Genomic DNA, 18,659 nt, shown 5'->3' with positions numbered 1-18,659 from the left:
GCCCTGCACATTTGTGTGTCGAAACATTGTTCAGTTTTCAAAGATCTATCAAATGTCAAAATAACAAATTAATTTTAACATTTCATTTGATTTGTGTCAACAAGAAATTTTACAAATTCAAGTGACGGTTTATATCTTAACAAGTGATAAAATAATTGTCAAGACCTTTTATATCAACAGTGAGAACGCTTTGTCTCACTGACAACAGTTAATATATTATCAACATTTTTTATTAACGTCAACTACTTTTTTCCAAAAAATGAATTTATTTTTTACTAGCTCAAACTATCACCTTATTCTCCCTAAGATAACAAAAAGGAATCCCTTCTCAGGATTCCTTTCCAACATTAATGCGCCGTTTGATAATACTTATAAAGTTGTTTATTTGTTACTCCCTTAAGTTCCGGAGCATCCGTACTAAAGTCATTTACCGTCGTCTTCCCATGATTCTGATCTAATAAACTCGTCGGATGTCTTTTTTGAGCTTCTTGAAGTTGCTTCATTCCGGCCTTGTAATTATAGTTGTAATCTGATTTATCAACCCGCTTAAAGCCCTTGGGATGATAGAATCGTAACAAATCTCCCGTAATAATCTGATCAGAGATTTCGAGTTGCTTATCAACATAATTTTGTTGATTCTTAACCCATTGTTTTTCTTCAGGAGTCAGTTGGGCATTTACAACTTCTCCTTTATTATTATAAATCTTACTTCCAATCTTTGAGTAAGTTGGTGAAACAAAATTTCCATCCCGGAATGCAACTGTTTGGCTATGATTTGGATTCAACAAATCCTGACCAAGCATCAAGTATTGTTTATCCGGAATTCCTAACAAATCAAGCAATGTTGGCATAACATCAATTTCACCACCATATGTATGATTAATTCCACCTTTCAATCCAGGAGCATGAATCATAAATGGTACCTTTTGGAACATTGCCAAATCGTAACTTGAAACAGACTTCTTCCCGAGTAGTTGTGCAATTGCCTTCGGGTGGTTATTTGAAATTCCATAGTGATCACCATATACAACAATCATTGAGTTATTGTATAAACCTGTTTGCTTCAAGTAGTTAATAAATTCACCAAAAGCTTGGTCCAAATAACGGGCCGTTTGAACATAGCCATCAACGGTATCATCACCCGTATCAGTCTTCGGAATTGACTGATTTTGCTTATCCAATTCATATGGATAGTGGTTAGTTAACGTAATGATTTTTGCATAGAACGGTTGTGGTAATTGTTGCAAGTAATTGACTGCTTGTTTTAAGAAGATTTTATCTTTCAAACCATAACCGACATTATAGTTTTCCTTACTTGTGTAGTAATCCTTATCAAAGAAATATTGATAACCCCATGCTTTATACGTATTGATTCGATTCCAGAAACTACCAACATCCCCGTGGAATGAAGCAGTTGAGTAACCGTGTTGGTCCATAATTGCTGGCATTGCATCAAACGTATTTGAACCACCATATTCGGTCATCGCAGAGCCTGATGGCAACCCATATAATGAGTTTTCAAGCATTGTTTCCGCATCAGAAGTTTTTCCTTGACCAACTTGATTAAAGAAATTATCAAATGACAATGTATTTTGATCATGATAGAACGCATCAATATTTGGCGTTACTTCCTGACCATCCCACTTATAATCAATCAAAAATTGTTGAAAACTTTCAAGGTGAATGACGAAAACATTCTTTCCCTTTTCCTTACCGTAATATTGAACATTCGGTGGAAGGTAGTTCTGCCGTGCAAACTTCAACGCTTTATTCAAGTCCTCTTTCTTTGCATTCTTCCGCGTTTGTGTCTGCTTATAATTCTGATATGTATTGTATCCTGCGTAAAAGTTCATTCCAAGATACTTAACAATGTAGTTATTATCAAATGTCCGTGTTAATAATTGCGGTCGATCTTGGTTAGCAGCCCCAAGGTTGATTCCAAACAGAACAATTCCTGCAACTACTGAAATAATTCCTTGGCGGAAACGAACTGGACGCTTATCTACTTTGATAACCTTAGTAATCAAAAACAGTGTCAGTACAATAACATCAATAAATACAAAAAAGTCAGTTGGCCGAATGATCTTACTAATACTCAATCCAAGATTATTTGAAACTGAACCCGTTGATTTAATAACTGCTAAAGTTAAGAAATCTGAAAATTCCCGATAATAAAGGATATTTGCAAACAACCAAATCGATTCGATCCAGTCGATGACCATCATGATCCAATACGAAATTTTTCCCCTGAAGAACAGGGCAATTCCAAATAGAATCAATGCAAATGGGATTGGGTTGACGATTAATAAGATATTTTGAACTGTCCCAGAAACACCTAAAGTAAATTCTGTTTGGTAAGCAATATACGTTTTAACCCAGAACAGTATAATGACCAACGCAAAAAATACAAGTTTCTTATTTAAGAAATCTTGGATCTTCTTCAATGCTTTTCGCATCTCTTTATGCCTCCAAAATTAGATTATTAAAAAAGCGATGACTAAACATTCGTAAAGTCACACTTTTTTAACTTGAATATTCTTTAATCATCTAATAAATCAAAGATTTCCATTGCAGCTAAATCAATGTTATCGAACTCAAACTTTTGCTTAGTTGCAACTTCTTCCAAAGTGAATGTCTTGCTTACTGGATTGTAAGTAACAACTCCACGTTCATCACCGTCTTTTTCAAAACGACGAGATTGCGTTTCACTTTCGCCGGCTTTCATCATCGCATCAAGTCGTGAAATAATTGCCACGAGTTGAGAATTTTCCATCGCCATGTCCTCTTTCTTTATTAAATTCGTCCATAAAAATAATGAACCATAGACATTTTAGCAAATTTTGCAAAATAACAATAGATACATTATCAAAATTCATAACTTTTTAACAAAAAAGACATTAAGTAACCTCAATTCAATTAAAAAACTGCAGGAATCCCTGCAGTTTAAAATTATTCCTCTGTTAGATCTACTTGTTGGACTCTTTTTGGTTTTTGAACCAATGCAACCATGCCTAAGAACATTCCGAAGTAATATGTAACGATCCGCCACAAAATCATCGCAAGCACCAATTTTGTTCCTGAATGAATATATAGTGAAAAGATCACATCAAAACTAAATTCTGCACCACCGGCACCACCGGGGACCGGGAATAACGAAATTACCATGACGATCAAAACGTGTAATGTCGTAACCTCAATAATATTTACATGATGAACTCCAAGTGCCAAGATAATGAAATATGGAATAATGTAATACAAAATTAATTGGCCTAACGTAATAACTGCAATTTTAAAAATTGCCTTCTTATCGCGCTTAAGCCGCAAACTTTCTTGATAAAAAGTATCGATCTTTTCATCGAGTTTTGCTTTCCATTTAGGATATAAATCTTTGTTCTTGAACCACTTGAGCGGTGTTAAACAAAGATTAATCAACTTTCGGGTAAATCGATTCCAATACATCACCATTAATAATCCAGCAATTACTGAAAAATGAATCAAAAATCCAAAGACGATTAAAATCGACATTACATGCATTTTCGCGGCAATCAAATGGAACCCAAAAATCATACAGATCACAAAGTTCACAACAATCATTGCCTGATAAACAATAAATTTCATCAACAAGATCGACGTTGCCTGACCAGCTTCAACTCCCGTTTGAGCCAATGCTAAAATCTGAGCTGGCTGACCGCCTGATGAAAACGGCGTAATTCCATTAAAAAGTTGTTCAACCATTGGAATCCGCATTATATCACGCCACCGCATATCAGGATAATGCTTCTTTAACAGCAAACGAACAATAAGGGCTTCACACGCTAACGACAAGAGCATCAATCCGAAAGCAACTAGCAACCACCACCACTTAAGATCCTTTAAGTTCATTAAAACGCTGTGTAACGGAACGTCGCGAAGCGAATATCCAAAAATACAGCATCCAATGGCAATCATGATTGCCAATACAATTTTATTTTTACGTGACATTATCTTCAATCCTTTACTAATCGAGTATAATAATCAAACCAGATCTTAGCTAACCGTTCTTCCGAATAATACTCTGCACCGGCACAAGCGCGGTCTTTCAAATCAGAAAGTTTGGCTTGATCATGCTGAAGAAGGGTTAATTGCTTATCCATTTCATCAACATCTTTTGTTCCCAAATAGTATCCATTAATAATTGAATGATACAAGTCCAAATCACGAACCATTACGGGCAAACCGACACTAAAAGCTTCCAGAATACTCATTGGAAAAAGTTCATTAAACGAAGGCAGAAGGAATAGATCAGCGACGTTATAATAGTCATTCATCTCATCGCGATCTAAAATTCCTGGAAACATTAAATTGGCAGGTGGTTGATCAACAACCTGTTTCAATTCATTATATCCATCTGTCATCTTTCCAAACGAAAATCCACCAACCCAAACAAATTGAATTTCAGGATGGCGCTTTGCCAGTTCAATAAAATCAGGCACGCCCTTCCGCTCTTGAACCTGTCCAACCCCGATCACCGTAAACTTATCTGCTGGAATCCCTAGTTTCTGTCGTAGTTGTTTCTTTTCCAGTTGTGACTTCGGATAAAATTCCTTCTTTGAAACAAAATTTGGAATATAAGTGATCTTCTTCGCGTCAATCCCATAATTTTTCAATTTCTTTCCAAACACCGGATTCACAACCACGATTTGATCCATTCGTTTATAAAAACTGATCATATACTTATAAAAAATCTTCTTCGCAAACGAAGGCAAATTAAGACTTCCTTCAATTGTTTCCGGAAGAAAGTGAACATATCCGACTTTAATCCCTCTTCCAGGTAAAAACGTCTCTAAATAAAAAAGCGGGTCAATCGTATGATAATGACTTATATCCGCTTTTCCTAACTTATTAATGACAATTTTAATTTTATCTGGAAAATATTCTTTCAAAAGATTGATCAACTCTGAATACGCACTCCCAACCCCTTGACCTTTAACACTCAAGGCGGAAGAATACATATGAATATTTAACATAAAATCTCCTCATTAAGAATGTTGGTACTCATCAATACAGTGCTCATAAAAATGAATAACTCTTTTTCCAAAATTTTCAGCAGAGATTGATTTTAATTTTTGTGCTAAAACCTTCTCGTTACGATATTTTCCCGGATGTTTTAAATACTCAACGACATCATTTACAAATTCATTAATGGTTGAATATGTCCTTCCTAAGCAAGCTTGATCCAACAATTCATCAGTATATGGACTGTGAGTTGTTACAACTTTGAGCCCTGAAGCAAGTGCCTCATTATAGGTCAAGCCCTGAGACTCAGAAACAGACGTTGAAACAAACAAATTAGCCATCTGATAATAATGTGGAACCTGATCATTACTGATTTCACCGGTAAAAATCACACTTCCCGTTAAGTGAAGCTGTTTAACTTGGTTTTCGAGATCCTCACGAGCAGGGCCATCACCGCAAATCATCAGTTTAGCTGCTGGAAGGTATTCCTTGATTCTGACAAATGCATCGATCAACTGATCAATATTCTTCTCATACGCTAACCGACTTAACGTTAATAATAATGGAGTATCAGCCGCAATTACGTACTTTTTACGATAATCAACCTGATCCACTTTACTAAATTTAGCTAAATCGACTCCTGTCGGAATCACTGTAATTGGTTCAGTAACTCCATAACCCCGAAGCGTTGTTAATACCCGTTCACTCGGAGCAATAATCCCATTCATGTTTTGCAAAAACGAACGCGAAATCTGTTTAACATGAACCGGTTTAAGCAGCTTTCCATTCGCAATATAATGTAAATAATCTTCATACATCGTGTGATACGTATGGACACACGGAATATTCATCTTGCGAGCAACATATTTTCCCATTACTCCTAATGAAAATTCAGTCTGTGTATGAATAATATCAAGCTTCACGGCTCGTGCAACATGCAACGCTCGATGAGCACCCCGAATCGCAATTCTTCGATCTGTAAATGAAACAAACGGAATACTTGTAAATCGAAATACGTTACGTTCATATATATTTTTATCAACTCCCGGGTCAGTCGTCGTAAAGATATATACATTATGGCCTTGACGTTCTAACTGTTCCCGTAGCGTCTTAATTGAAGTTGCGACACCGCTAACTTGAGGATAGTATGTATCCGTAAATATTCCAATATTCACGAGCATCCCTCGCATTTCAATTAGTCAGTGTTTATTATATTATTTTCACCCGTGATTTTCAACGCAAGTTTTGTTAAAAATATGCTACTGTTCCGCGATTGTATTGCTATTTTAATGAAATTTTTACGAACAAAAAAGGGTTGCACTTAACGCAACCCTTTTATTCAACTTAATAAACTATTTTGTATATTCCTTAACTAAGGCTTGAACTTCAGCTTCAGTTTCACAATCGAGTGCCTTATTAACAAGTTCTTTCATCTTTTCAGTTGAAAGCTTCTTAATAAAACTCCGTGTCTTCAAAATTGAAGTTGCACTCATCGAGTATTCGTCTAAGCCAAGGCCAAGCAATAATGGAACTGCTGTTTGATCGCCAGCCATTTCACCGCACATTCCAGTCCATTTACCTTCTTTGTGCGATGCATCAATAATGTTTTTAACAAGCCGTAAAATTGATGGATTAGTTGGTTGGTAAAGATATGAAACCCGTTCATTTCCCCGGTCAGCAGCCATTGAATATTGAATCAAGTCATTTGTTCCAATACTGAAGAAGTCTGCATATTTCGCTAATTTATCAGCAATCATTGCAGCCGCTGGAATTTCCATCATCATTCCGACTTGGATATCATCGGCAACTTCAACGCCCTTTGCAACTAACGCAGCCTTTTCTTCTTCAAAAATTTCTTTTGCATTTTTAAATTCTTGGACAGTTGCGATCATTGGGAACATGATTGCCAGCTTACCATACTTCGATGCCCGCAATAAAGCACGCAGTTGTGTTCTAAAGATTTCTTGTTGGTCTAAGCATAACCGAATTGCCCGGTAACCCAAGAATGGATTTTGTTCGTCAGGCAATGGGAGATAAGGCAATTTCTTGTCCCCACCAATATCCATTGTCCGAACAACAACTTGCTTGCCATTCATGCCTTCAAGGGCCTCTTTATAAGCTTCAAATTGATCATCTTCACTTGGAAGTTCTGAGGCATCCATGTATAAAAACTCAGAACGGAATAAGCCAACTGCTTCCGCACCGTTATCATTTGCCCCTTCAACATCTTGAGGAGTTCCGATATTGGCAGCTAAAATAACTTCTTTACCATCAGCAGTAACTGATTTTTCGTTCTTCAATTGTTCCCATTCAGCCTTTTGAGCAGCAAAATCCTTTGCCTTTTGTTCGTATTCACGAACTTCATCAGCAGAAGGCTTTACAATTGCTTCACCATGAATCCCATCAATAATTACTTGATCACCTTCATGAATGGCTTCGGTTGCTGATTCCGAACCAACAACGGCAGGGATTTCCAATGTCCGTGACATGATGGCTGAGTGTGATGTCCGCCCACCAATATCAGTTACAAATCCCTTAACGTAGCGCCGGTCAAGTTGAGCAGTATCTGATGGAGTCAAATCATGCGCAACAATAATAACTTCTTTGTCGATCAATGCTGGGCTTGGAAGAGTCACCCCTAATAAGTGGCTCAATACCCGCTTTGTAACGTCACGAATATCGCCAGCACGTTCTTGCATATACGCATTATCTGTCATTGCTTCAAACATTGAAATGAATGTATCGGTTACATCCTTCAATGCTGATTCTGCATTGATCTTTTCATCATTAATTTTGGTTTCAATTTGGCCGATCATTTCCGGATCAGATAAAATTGTCAAGTGAGCTTCGAAAACTTCCGCTTCTTCCTCACCTAAATTTTCTTTTGCTTTTTCTTTGATTGTTTCAAGTTCTTTTTTAGAAGCATCAATCGCTGAGTGTAACCGTTGAATTTCTTCATCAGGATTTTCAATTGTCTTCTTATCAAAAGATAAATCCGGTTCTACAAGCATGTATGCTTCAGCGGTTGCAATCCCGTCACTTGCAGCAATCCCCTTAAGTACCTTTGACATTATTCAGCTAAGCCTTCCTTTTTCATTGTTTCATCAATTGCAGCGATCGCGTCTGCTTCATCAGCGCCATCTGCTGAGATTGTTACGTCAGCGTTTTGACCAACACCTAATGACATAACACCCATGATTGACTTCAAGTTAACTGACTTGTCATTGTAAGTTAATGTAATGTCTGAACTGAACTTGCTAGCTGTTTGAACTAGTAATGTAGCTGGGCGTGCGTGAATTCCTGTTTCTGCAATTACGTGAAAATCTTTCTTTTCCATGATAAATCATGCTCCTTTAAAATAAATTATTTACTTAGTAAAATGCCTTTTTATTTCTACGAACACGTTTTCATAAAGTCGCAATAAAAAAAGGCGCTCTGCATGGATAAATATTAACATGTAATAATTTAAATAGCAAGCGCTTTTTTCAATTATTGGAACGGCTTCCATCATCGAAATGATAGACTGCGCCGCCACCCCGTTTGGCTTCACCAACAATACTCTTTTTATACTGATAATTCATCAATACATGTTGAAATTCCATGAAATGATCCATTTCAACATCATATTCCTTTAACTTACCGGTCCGTAAATCATCAAGAATTTTTTGATAGTCTTCTGCCATTCTTTTCCCTCCAAATTTAACTTTATCTTAAGTATAGCATGCAATTTTAAGCTCGGGCTTGCACTTTTTATTAAACTTTGTATAATAAAAGTTAATAAAGGTCAAAGTTGGTCAAATGAACTTTGACAATTTAGAAAGGACGTGAGTCAATGCTCTGTCAAAATTGTCATCAAAACCCAGCGACGATCCATTTAACTACCAATATTAACGGGCGTCAAACATCGCTTGATCTTTGCCAAAACTGCTATCGGGCCTTAAAGAACCAGGTTAGTGAAAGTGGCAACGGAATGGGCGATCCATTTGGGTTTGATTTTAATAATTTCTTTAATTCAATGGCCGGAGCTGCACCAAACGGGCAACGCCGACGAGAACAGGTCCCGCCTGCCCAAGATGAACGCGGCGGTCAAAATAATAACGGCTCGATTCTTGATCAATATGGAATTGACTTAACCGCTGAAGCTCGTGCCGGGCGAATCGATCCGGTTATCGGGCGCGACAAAGAAATTAAACGAGTAATTGAAATTTTAAATCGGCGGACGAAAAACAATCCCGTCCTAATTGGTGAGGCTGGAGTTGGTAAAACTGCCGTTGTTGAAGGTCTTGCTCAAAAAATCGTTGATGGTGACGTACCACAAAAATTATTAAATAAAAAAGTTATTCGCCTCGACGTTGTTTCTCTTGTTCAGGGGACTGGCATTCGCGGTCAATTTGAACAACGCATGCAAGAACTGATGCAAGAGCTGAAAAAAGCTAAAAACATCATCCTGTTCATCGATGAAATTCATGAGATCGTTGGTGCCGGGAATGCTGAAGGCGGAATGGATGCTGGAAACGTCTTAAAGCCAGCTCTTGCACGGGGTGAACTTCAATTGGTTGGAGCAACAACTCTAAATGAATATCGTTCAATTGAAAAGGATGCCGCCCTTGCCCGGCGGTTACAACCTGTTCAAGTTAATGAACCAAATATTAAAGAAGCATTGGAAATCCTTAAAGGAATCCAATCGAAATATGAAAGTTACCACCATGTGAAATACACCCCACAAGCATTAAAAGCAGCAGTTACGTTATCAGACCGGTACATTCAAGATCGGTATCTACCAGACAAAGCCATCGACCTATTGGACGAAGCTGGATCACAGAAAAACCTAACTCTTGAATCAGTTGATCCAAAATTACTAGAAGAACGAATCAAAAATGCTGAGGAACAAAAGCAAGCCGCTTTGAAGGAAGAAGACTACGAAAAAGCTGCTTATTATCGTGATCAGGTTAGCCGCTTTGAAAAAATGCAACAAGAAAGTGTTGATGATTCAAACGTTCCAACTGTTACTGAAAAAGACATGGAAAAAATTGTCGAAGAAAAAACCAATATTCCAGTTGGAGAATTAAAAACAAAAGAAAAAGAACAGTTGAAGAATCTCGCTCAATCACTCGAAAGCCATGTGATTGGACAAAATGAAGCCGTTGATAAGGTTGCCCGTGCAATTCGGCGGAATCGAATCGGTTTCAACAAATCTGGACGTCCGATTGGTTCATTCTTATTTGTTGGACCAACTGGTGTCGGAAAAACCGAAACTGCCAAACAACTTGCCCGCGAACTTTTTGGAACTGAAGATGCAATGATCCGGTTTGACATGAGTGAATACATGGAAAAGCATTCCGTTTCAAAACTGATTGGTTCACCTCCTGGATACGTTGGCTATGAAGAAGCTGGTCAGCTTACTGAACAAGTTCGGCGTCACCCGTATAGTTTGATTCTGCTTGATGAAGTTGAAAAAGCTCATCCGGATGTCATGCACATGTTCTTACAAATTCTTGATGATGGGCGGCTGACCGATTCACAAGGCCGGACCGTTTCATTCAAAGATACGATCATTATTATGACTTCAAATGCCGGCAGCGGCGACTCCGTTGTCAACGTTGGTTTCGGAGCTGATAGTGCAGGCAAATCAAATTCGATCATGGATCGGTTAACTAACTACTTTAAGCCAGAATTTTTGAACCGGTTTGACGATATTGTCGAATTTAATGCCCTTTCAAAAGATGATTTAATGAAAATCGTCAACTTGATGCTTGATGACGTTAATCAAATGCTTGCTCAACAAGGACTTACAATTCATGTAACTGCCCCAGTTGCAAACAAATTAGTTGAACTTGGATACGATCCAAAGATGGGGGCTCGGCCACTTCGGCGGGTCATTCAAGAACAAATCGAAGACCGAATTGCAGACTATTATCTTGATCATCCAGATACAAAGCACTTTGTTGCCAAACTGGAGAATGACGAGATTCACATTACTAAAGCCGAAGATAAAGAATCATAGTTATTAAAGCGCGAATAACTCGCGCTTTTTTACGTTCAGAATCATTCATTTTGCATGTCATTTAAAAGCTTTTAAGCTATAATTAAAGAAGAAAGAAATTAGGGAGGGTTTAACATGCAACTTATTGATGTAACCAACAGCTATGCCCAAACAATTCGGCAACAGTTGCTTAAGACATCTGCGCACTTTATCAAAATTTTCACCCTTGGGAATTCAAAGGTTGTTTACCGCAAAAAGCGCGACGTTGCTGAAATTGTAATTTCAAATAAAATTCGGCCAATTACCGATAAAGAAATCAGTTACGTTAAAGATGAGCTTCTTGGACAAGATTCATCAAAGGCAACTGTTACAAATGAAGGTAAAATCGTTGAAATTAGTCTTAATAACTAATTATTAGAAAAGAGGCTGTGACATAAGTCGCAACCTTTTTTATTCTGATTTTCAATAAAATTTTATTAATTAAATGGTTAAAAAAATGAATGATATACGTTATAATTATTAAGGATAACTACTTTTAGGAGGTGAAATTATGGCATTTAAATTTATGAGTAAAATTCGGCATTCTTTTAATTCACGGCGGAATGCCCGCAAACAAATGCGTAAACCTTCTTTTGAAAGAAAGACATCAGTTTCACCTGAAAATCGTTCAAATTTAAATGATGAAATTAAAATTGAATCTTCCCCTGAACCTGCTAAAGATAAACAAACTTTAACAAGTTCAAATGAGTCTCAGGTCCAAGAAACAGCTAAATCACCTAATGAGCATGAAAATGAACCGGTTAACACAAACAACCAAGCTCTTGAAGAATCAAGGCATGATTTAGAAGTTTCAACTGAGAAAAAGTCGGAAAAGAAAAAACATGAGTTAGATTCGCGCAATTCAGAAGTTAAAAAGACTTCAACTCGTCCAGATTCAACCATCATTATTATTTATCAAGATGAAAACCGGCACAGTTTAAGCTCGCCTCAAATTATTTCAGGAAAGCGTGGCGAAGCCATTAACGTTAAATTCAAAGAGTTTGAACATTTTGATTTGATTCACATTGATGGTTTCACGTCTGTTTTCGTTGAACCATACGGATCAATGACGTTAACGTATCGGCGCCAAAGCGGTGCCAATATTTGGCTTTTTAGTCAGGACATTGATGACCTGCATATGTTGGGCAAGCCGCGGTTTGTTTCTGGAAAAGTTGATGAGAAGTATTCATTAACTCCGCCAAACTTTATCGGCTATAACCTGCTTCGGGCGGAGGGGCCTGTAAATGGTAATTTCAATGAAAAACAACAAGTTGTTACCTACTATTATCGGGATGCTTCATGGAAAGAAGTTGACTTTAACGTCAAATATTTAAAGATGCAGGTTTCACAACCTGGCTATGATGCTCCACATGGAAATAATACTTACATTACCCTTGCCAAAGATACAGTTTGGCAAGTCTTCGAAACAGTTCAATTAACAAGCGGCGAACGATGGCATTGCTTAGGCGGAAATCTTTGGATTCAAGAAGATTACGATAAAGTCCGATTCGTTGATTCTCTTCCGCAATACCAAATTGAAGATAACTCAACCAAGCCTTTTACCATTGACTTGAACTTCCAAGCAATTATTGATTTTGTTCCGAATAAGAAATTAACCCTATACAACCGTCCGTTTGGCGAGCCGATCGATTCAATCGAAGATGGCTCGATCGTGACGATCACCGAACGTGAAGGTGGCCGTGAAATGCAATGGTTCAAGGTTGATGATCGGGGATGGACGATTCGGCAATACCTTGATTTCGATATTGAACATAAGGTTTCACAAGAAAAAGAACGTTTATCTGAATGATTTTGAATTAAAGCGAAACATTTTTATGTTTCGCTTTTTATAAAAAATACCAGTGAGCCCAAAACTCACTGGTATTTTACTATAGTTTAGCTGTTAATTTAACATCTGGATATTTATCTTCAAACCATCGTTCTGCAAATTCGTTTTCAAACAAGAATAACGGCTGATCTTGACGATCTTTAACTAATAAGTTCCGTGAACTTGACATCTTTTCATCCAGTTGTTCCGGATCGATCCACCGGGCAATCTTATGGCCCATTGGTGTCATGACAACTTCAGAATTATATTCGTTCTTCATCCGGAATTGGAAAACTTCAAATTGCAACTGCCCAACAGCACCTAAAATATAATCGTTCGTTGTATAACTCCGATAAAGTTGAACGGCCCCTTCTTGAACCAGTTGCTGAATGCCTTTATGGTATGACTTTTGTTTCATCACGTTTTTCGGTGAAACCTTCACAAATAATTCAGGCGTAAACTGCGGCAGTTTTTCAAATTGAACTGCCTTCTTTCCGGTATAAATCGTATCACCAATTTGGAAGTTTCCGGTATCATATAACCCGATAATATCGCCAGCAACCGCATTTTCAACCGTTTCGCGACTGTCAGCCATAAATTGGGTTGAATTTGATAACCGAATCTTTTTTCCCGTGCGTTGAAGGAAAACATCCATTCCCCGATCAAATTCGCCCGAACAAATTCGGACAAATGCGATTCGGTCACGGTGATTAGGGTTCATATTGGCCTGAATCTTAAAAATAAAGCCGCTAAATTGCTTTTGAATCGGTTCGATCTCGGCTCCATCAACTGTTTTGTGAGCTGATGGTGCGGGAGCATACTTCAAATAGGCATCCAGGAACGTCTTAACCCCAAAATTCGTTAAAGCTGATCCAAAGAAGACCGGTGTTAAATCACCCGTAGCAATTTTAGCTTCATCAAACTCATTGCCAGCATTCTTTACCAAATCAACTTCTTCTAAGACTTGTTGGTAAATACTTTCCTCTTTCAAAGGATGATCGCCTTTAATCTCACCATTTTCATCTAATTCAAGGAAGTTTTCACCTTGATCTTCGCGTTGGTATAATTCAATGCGATTATTGTAAATATCATACAAGCCTTTAAGCCCTTTCCCCATTCCAATTGGCCAATTCATTGGATAAGCTTCGATTCCAAGTGTATCTTCCAATTCACCGATCAAATCAAGCGGTTCCCGTCCATCACGGTCAAGTTTATTCATAAACGTGAAAATTGGGATTCCCCGCATTTTACAAATTTGGAAAAGTTTTTTTGTTTGCGGTTCGATCCCCTTCGCAGAATCAATTACCATGACCGCAGAATCAACCGCCATCAAGGTCCGATATGTATCTTCAGAAAAGTCTTCGTGTCCTGGAGTATCCAAAATATTGATTCGCTTTCCAGCATAATCAAATTGCATTACTGAACTTGTAACGGAAATTCCACGTTTCTTTTCAATTTCCATCCAGTCAGATTTTGCAAAATTACCGGTCTTCTTTCCTTTAACTGTCCCGGCTTGGCGAACAACTCCCCCAAATAAAAGAAGTTGTTCCGTAATTGTCGTTTTCCCGGCATCTGGGTGAGAAATAATCGCAAATGTCCGGCGTTTTTCAATTTCTTCCTTAAGTTTCTTTTGATCCATCATTTAATTTCCACCTTAAATTTTTCGATTTATGATTTGTTGATAATTGCAAGCATTCTTGGTTGGAAGGATATATTCAACCGCTGCCTGTTTATTTTGTTTCCGGACATGTCGCTTATTGGTTGCTAAGAAATACCCCGCCCCAAGCAGTAAGGCAATCAAAAGAATCAACATTAAAACAACCTTTGGCCATTTCCGTTTTTTCTTTTTCTGAGACTGCCCCTTATTTACTTGATCTTGATATACCGGATCAATCCCCTTTTCAACGAAAAATGCTTTGCGCATCCGCGGTTCATCTTTTCGTGTATAACCATGCCGGAATTGTTCGATCTTAAACTCTTCATAAACACTGTCGATATTAAATTCCATTTGTTCTTGCTGTTTTTTAGCAATAAAGTCATTTTTCTCTGGCCGGGATAATGCGTTATACCAATCCAAAGAATAATTATATTGCTGAACGACTGACTGCGTTGGTCCAAAATCTTGAACTTCCCCGTACTGAAGCCACAAAGCCCGTTCACAAAAACCTTCAATCACAATACTCTTTGAGTCCGCAATAATAAAGGAAACTCCTTTGTCTTTCAGTTCTTGTACTTTATTTGAAGCCTTCAAATAAAATGGCTGATCTAAAATGCCAAAAACATTATCAAGAAGAACTAAATCTGGTTCAAGGTGCATCGCGATTCCCATTGATAAGCGTGCATATTGCGCCGTTGAATATGCCTTAACCGGGCAATACAACCACTCGCCAAGTTCGGTAAAGTTTAAAATGGCGTTGGTAATGTGATCACCTTTAAAGTCATCAATTTCTGATTTGGCAATTGCTTTGCGGATATTTTCCAATCCTGTCAATTCCGGATCAAGGATTCCGTTCGTCCCGGCATAGGTAATTCGTGAGTGGGTTGTGATAAAGCCCGTTGTTTGTTCATCTAATCCAGCGATGATCCGCATTAATATTGATTTTCCGGAACCATTTGCCCCAACGATTCCAACAGCTTCGCCATCATTAATGTCTAAATTAACTCCGCGTAAAAGCCAAAGATGCCGATCGTCATTCTTTTTGTTTTTAGCTTTCTTATCCTTTGCCTTCTTATCAGTTATAAGCGGCATTTCCTTTGTAATATATTTAATTTGTAATTTTCCCATATTTTCACCTAATTATCGCTATTTATCCAAGAATAATACTACAAAATTCTAGTTTTACCGTCAAATTTTGCAGGCAAACGGAATACTAAAAAAGACCGCAACTAATGTCGCAGTCTCTCATTTATTTAACGACTTCATTTAGCATTCGTCGTACTTTTCAATTTCACTCTTGCCTGGACGAGTCATTAACTTTTCGATTTCTTCTTGAATATCAGCATCATTGTAAAGGACATTGTACATTGCATGGCAAATTGGAAGGGTCAAATTCAATTGATTTCCAAGTTCGTATGCGGCTTTGCATGTGTTGATTCCTTCAATAACCATTCCCATGTTTTGAATAATATCATCGAGTTTCTTACCTTCACCTAATTGGTTACCGCACCGCCAGTTACGTGAATGAACACTTGTACATGTAACGATCAGGTCACCGACTCCGCTTAAGCCCATAAACGTACTTGGATCTGCACCTAACGCAACTCCTAGCCGGCTGATTTCAGCTAATCCCCGGGTCATTAAAGCAGCTTTAGCATCATCACCGTATTTCAAACCATGCAAAATTCCAGCTCCAATTGCGATGATGTTTTTGAATGCACCGCCAACTTCAACTCCGATTACATCAGTGTTGGTATAAATTCGCAAGTACTTGTTCATGAAAATCTTTTGAACTGCACGTGCATTGTCAAGATTTTGGCTTGCAGCTGTAATTAATGTAATGTCTTTATTGGCAACTTCTTCCGCATGACTTGGGCCTGAAAAGACAACCATTCCTGAACGGTATTCTTCAGGAATTTCTTCGGTAATAACTTGAGACAAACGTTTGTGAGTTCCAAGTTCCAATCCTTTACTTGCGTGAATTAAAATTGGCTTGATTGAAAGTTCTTTCAAGACTTCAAGTAATTGTTGGGCTACCGGACGAATAACCTTCGTTGGAATTGCAAACAATACAAAATCTGCTCCTGTAACAGCTTCTTTCAAATCAAGGGTCGTAATTAATTCTTTTGGATATGTATAATCATGAATATAATGTTCATTAGTATGCTTTTCGTTCAATTCCTTTGCTTGTTCTTCGGAATTTGTCCAAAGCATGACTTGATTTCCGTTTTCAACAAGGACGCTGGCTAAAATACTTCCCCAAGAACCTGCGCCAAGAACTGCAATTTTTTTTGTCATTTCTTTCATCCCATCTTTTTCTATACTAAATTAAAATTTAACTAACCTATGCTTAAAGTTATCACAAAAATTCGGAATCAGCAATTAAAACTAACTGATTATTCTTTTGATTGTTCTTTTTTTGGAGTCGTTCTAATTTGAGCAATATCGTAAACAAACTTAACGACAACCTTAGTAACAGCATATAACGGAACTCCAAGAATCATTCCTAAAAGTCCGGCAATGTTTCCGGCAACTAGCAAAATAATAATGATCGTTAACGGATGTAAGTGGAGTGACTTTCCAATTACGTTTGGATATACCAAATTACCATCAAGCTGTTGAACAATAATGCAAACAACGATCACCCAGAAAACCGTTGGGAGTGATTTTGAAAATGCTAAAAACAAAGCCGGCATTAATCCGATATACGGCCCGAGGTACGGAATAATATTCGTAATTCCGGCAAATAATCCGACTAATAATGCATATGGAATTCCCGTCATACTGTAACCAATTGCCGAAAATGTTCCAACAAAAAGACATTCGATCATTTGCCCTGAAATATAACGGGATAACGTAGCACTCATTTCATGCAACAACCGCGCAACCTTGCTCCGATTATGTTCCGGGAAAAACTTTTCAACTGTTGGAACCAGTTTTTCACCATCTTTTAACATATAAAAGAGGATAAATGGAACAGTCACTAACGTAACCGTCACGCTTGTAATCGTCCCAATTACCGATCCTAGACTAGTTGTTAATGACAAAATAAATTTCTTTAAAACCGAAGTTAATGACCCTTCAAACTTATTCATATAAGAGTGCAGATCGACTTTTTGAAGCCAATCAATATGGCTGTTATTAAATAGGTGCGTCAAGAACCGCTGCAACTCGCTTAAATATCCCGGAAGTCCGACCACCAACGATTTGATTTGTTCAATCAACCGGGGAATAAAGAATGAAATCACTAATCCCAGGACCGAAATCAAAAGCAAAAAGACAACGGTAATTGCCAATGGACGTTTAACCTTAAACTTTTTAATTCTGATTTTCATCAGCATTTTAACCAACGGATTCAGTAAATAAAACAAAAATCCAGCAATTAAAAATGGTGCAAAAAGTGTTTGGAAAAAGGTAAACACTGGGCTAAAAACAAACCGAATCTTAGTAAAGACAAAAATTAAGGATGCTAACAACAACAGTTCAGCTGACCAAAACATCAGCTTCTTCTTCCGTTTTTCGTTTAAAAACATTCAAAACTCCTTTCACATTATCAAAAAAGCCGCGCACCCTTCCACGCGGCTCAAGTTATAAACGGTATCTACTCTTCTACTGTCGGCGTGATAATTGAAGATAGCGATTATACCAAATCTCAACATATTCCTTTGAAAATGGGCCCTTACCGTTATTAATCCAGTCAACCAGAGTCAAAACATTATGTTTGAGAATTTTGTCGATTTCCGGAGAGTAATTCCACTTTTTACTATGATCTTCATATTCATCTACATCAAGCAATCGCTTCTCACCATTCGGAAAAACCTTAACGTCCAAGTCATAGTCAATGTACTTTAAGGCTTCACGGTCCATTATAGAAGGCGATGCCAGATTGCAGTAATATGAAACTCCATTATCGCGAATCATGGTTACAATGTTAAACCAGTAGTGCTTGTGAAAGTAAATCAACGCCGGTTCCCGGGTAACCCATCGCCGACCATCTGCTTCGGTCACAAGCGTATGATCATTGCATCCGATAATTGCATTATCACTTGTCTTTAATACCATCGTATCGCGCCATGTTCGATGTAAACTACCGTCGTGCTTATAACTTTTTATCGTAATAAACTCGCCCTCTTTGGGGCCTCGTGAGTGACGCATAC

16 protein-coding genes are annotated in these 18,659 nt (G+C 37.8%); 3 read left to right on the top strand and 13 right to left on the bottom strand.

Translation table 11 applies throughout. The features are described 5' to 3' along the window. Positions 1–347: 347 nt before the first annotated feature. The 8 genes from FC64_RS03010 to FC64_RS02975 all read right to left on the bottom strand — a co-directional run bounded on the left by FC64_RS03010 (position 348) and on the right by FC64_RS02975 (position 8,678). The gene (locus tag FC64_RS03010) at positions 348–2,456 is read right to left on the bottom strand and encodes an LTA synthase family protein (protein WP_057906479.1); all 2,109 of its coding nucleotides are present in this window, start codon (positions 2,454–2,456) and stop codon (positions 348–350) included. An 83-nt stretch (positions 2,457–2,539) separates the two neighbouring features. Then, entirely contained in the window at positions 2,540–2,773 is a 234-nt protein-coding gene (locus FC64_RS03005) for a YkuJ family protein (protein ID WP_057826735.1), read from the bottom strand. 176 nt (positions 2,774–2,949) lie between these two features. Beyond that, entirely contained in the window at positions 2,950–3,981 is a 1,032-nt protein-coding gene (locus FC64_RS03000) for a lysylphosphatidylglycerol synthase transmembrane domain-containing protein (protein ID WP_057906478.1), read from the bottom strand. Positions 3,982–3,986: 5 nt separating this feature from the next. Then, entirely contained in the window at positions 3,987–5,006 is a 1,020-nt protein-coding gene (locus FC64_RS02995) for a glycosyltransferase family 4 protein (protein ID WP_057906477.1), read from the bottom strand. A gap of 12 nt (positions 5,007–5,018) precedes the next feature. Further along, positions 5,019–6,170 carry a glycosyltransferase family 4 protein gene (locus FC64_RS02990; RefSeq protein ID WP_057906476.1) on the bottom strand — a complete coding sequence of 384 codons (1,152 nt, stop codon included), beginning with the start codon at positions 6,168–6,170 and terminating at the stop codon, positions 5,019–5,021. Positions 6,171–6,347: 177 nt separating this feature from the next. Then, positions 6,348–8,066 (bottom strand): phosphoenolpyruvate--protein phosphotransferase, encoded by a 1,719-nt coding sequence (gene ptsP, locus FC64_RS02985; protein ID WP_057906475.1) that lies wholly within the window; start codon positions 8,064–8,066, stop codon positions 6,348–6,350. After that, the gene (locus tag FC64_RS02980) at positions 8,066–8,332 is read right to left on the bottom strand and encodes a phosphocarrier protein HPr (RefSeq protein ID WP_057826730.1); all 267 of its coding nucleotides are present in this window, start codon (positions 8,330–8,332) and stop codon (positions 8,066–8,068) included. The genes ptsP and FC64_RS02980 overlap by 1 nt, the downstream gene beginning before the upstream one ends. A gap of 148 nt (positions 8,333–8,480) precedes the next feature. Then, positions 8,481–8,678 (bottom strand): hypothetical protein, encoded by a 198-nt coding sequence (locus FC64_RS02975; protein ID WP_057906474.1) that lies wholly within the window; start codon positions 8,676–8,678, stop codon positions 8,481–8,483. Between the two features lie 149 nt (positions 8,679–8,827). Here FC64_RS02975 and FC64_RS02970 point away from each other — a divergent pair, with 149 nt between their 5' ends. From FC64_RS02970 to FC64_RS02960, 3 genes are all read left to right on the top strand, one after another. Then, positions 8,828–10,999, top strand: coding sequence for an ATP-dependent Clp protease ATP-binding subunit (locus FC64_RS02970; RefSeq protein WP_057906473.1), 2,172 nt, complete (start codon positions 8,828–8,830; stop codon positions 10,997–10,999). 114 nt (positions 11,000–11,113) lie between these two features. Beyond that, positions 11,114–11,389 (top strand): DUF1827 family protein, encoded by a 276-nt coding sequence (locus FC64_RS02965; protein ID WP_057906472.1) that lies wholly within the window; start codon positions 11,114–11,116, stop codon positions 11,387–11,389. Positions 11,390–11,528: 139 nt separating this feature from the next. Further along, the gene (locus tag FC64_RS02960; protein ID WP_057906471.1) at positions 11,529–12,827 is read left to right on the top strand and encodes a MucBP domain-containing protein; all 1,299 of its coding nucleotides are present in this window, start codon (positions 11,529–11,531) and stop codon (positions 12,825–12,827) included. 79 nt (positions 12,828–12,906) lie between these two features. Here FC64_RS02960 and FC64_RS02955 read toward each other — a convergent pair whose 3' ends face one another. The 5 genes from FC64_RS02955 to ntdP all read right to left on the bottom strand — a co-directional run bounded on the left by FC64_RS02955 (position 12,907) and on the right by ntdP (position 18,657). Then, positions 12,907–14,484 (bottom strand): peptide chain release factor 3, encoded by a 1,578-nt coding sequence (locus tag FC64_RS02955; protein WP_057906482.1) that lies wholly within the window; start codon positions 14,482–14,484, stop codon positions 12,907–12,909. Between the two features lie 15 nt (positions 14,485–14,499). Further along, positions 14,500–15,630, bottom strand: coding sequence for an ABC transporter ATP-binding protein (locus FC64_RS02950; RefSeq protein WP_057906470.1), 1,131 nt, complete (start codon positions 15,628–15,630; stop codon positions 14,500–14,502). Between the two features lie 138 nt (positions 15,631–15,768). Further along, the gene (locus tag FC64_RS02945; RefSeq protein ID WP_057906481.1) at positions 15,769–16,800 is read right to left on the bottom strand and encodes an NAD(P)H-dependent glycerol-3-phosphate dehydrogenase; all 1,032 of its coding nucleotides are present in this window, start codon (positions 16,798–16,800) and stop codon (positions 15,769–15,771) included. 98 nt (positions 16,801–16,898) lie between these two features. Then, a complete protein-coding gene (locus tag FC64_RS02940) occupies positions 16,899–18,035 on the bottom strand; it encodes an AI-2E family transporter (protein ID WP_057906469.1) in 1,137 nt (378 codons plus the stop codon). Between the two features lie 76 nt (positions 18,036–18,111). After that, positions 18,112–18,657: a nucleoside tri-diphosphate phosphatase gene (gene ntdP, locus FC64_RS02935; RefSeq protein WP_057906468.1), complete on the bottom strand. Its 546-nt coding sequence runs from the start codon at positions 18,655–18,657 to the stop codon at positions 18,112–18,114. Positions 18,658–18,659: the final 2 nt, after the last annotated feature.

It is taken from the genome of Ligilactobacillus araffinosus DSM 20653 (genome assembly GCF_001435375.1).
Taxonomy (GTDB): domain Bacteria; phylum Bacillota; class Bacilli; order Lactobacillales; family Lactobacillaceae; genus Ligilactobacillus; species Ligilactobacillus araffinosus.
The sequence above is the reverse complement of the archived record's forward strand: the minus strand, read 5'-3'. Positions and strand labels throughout refer to the sequence as shown.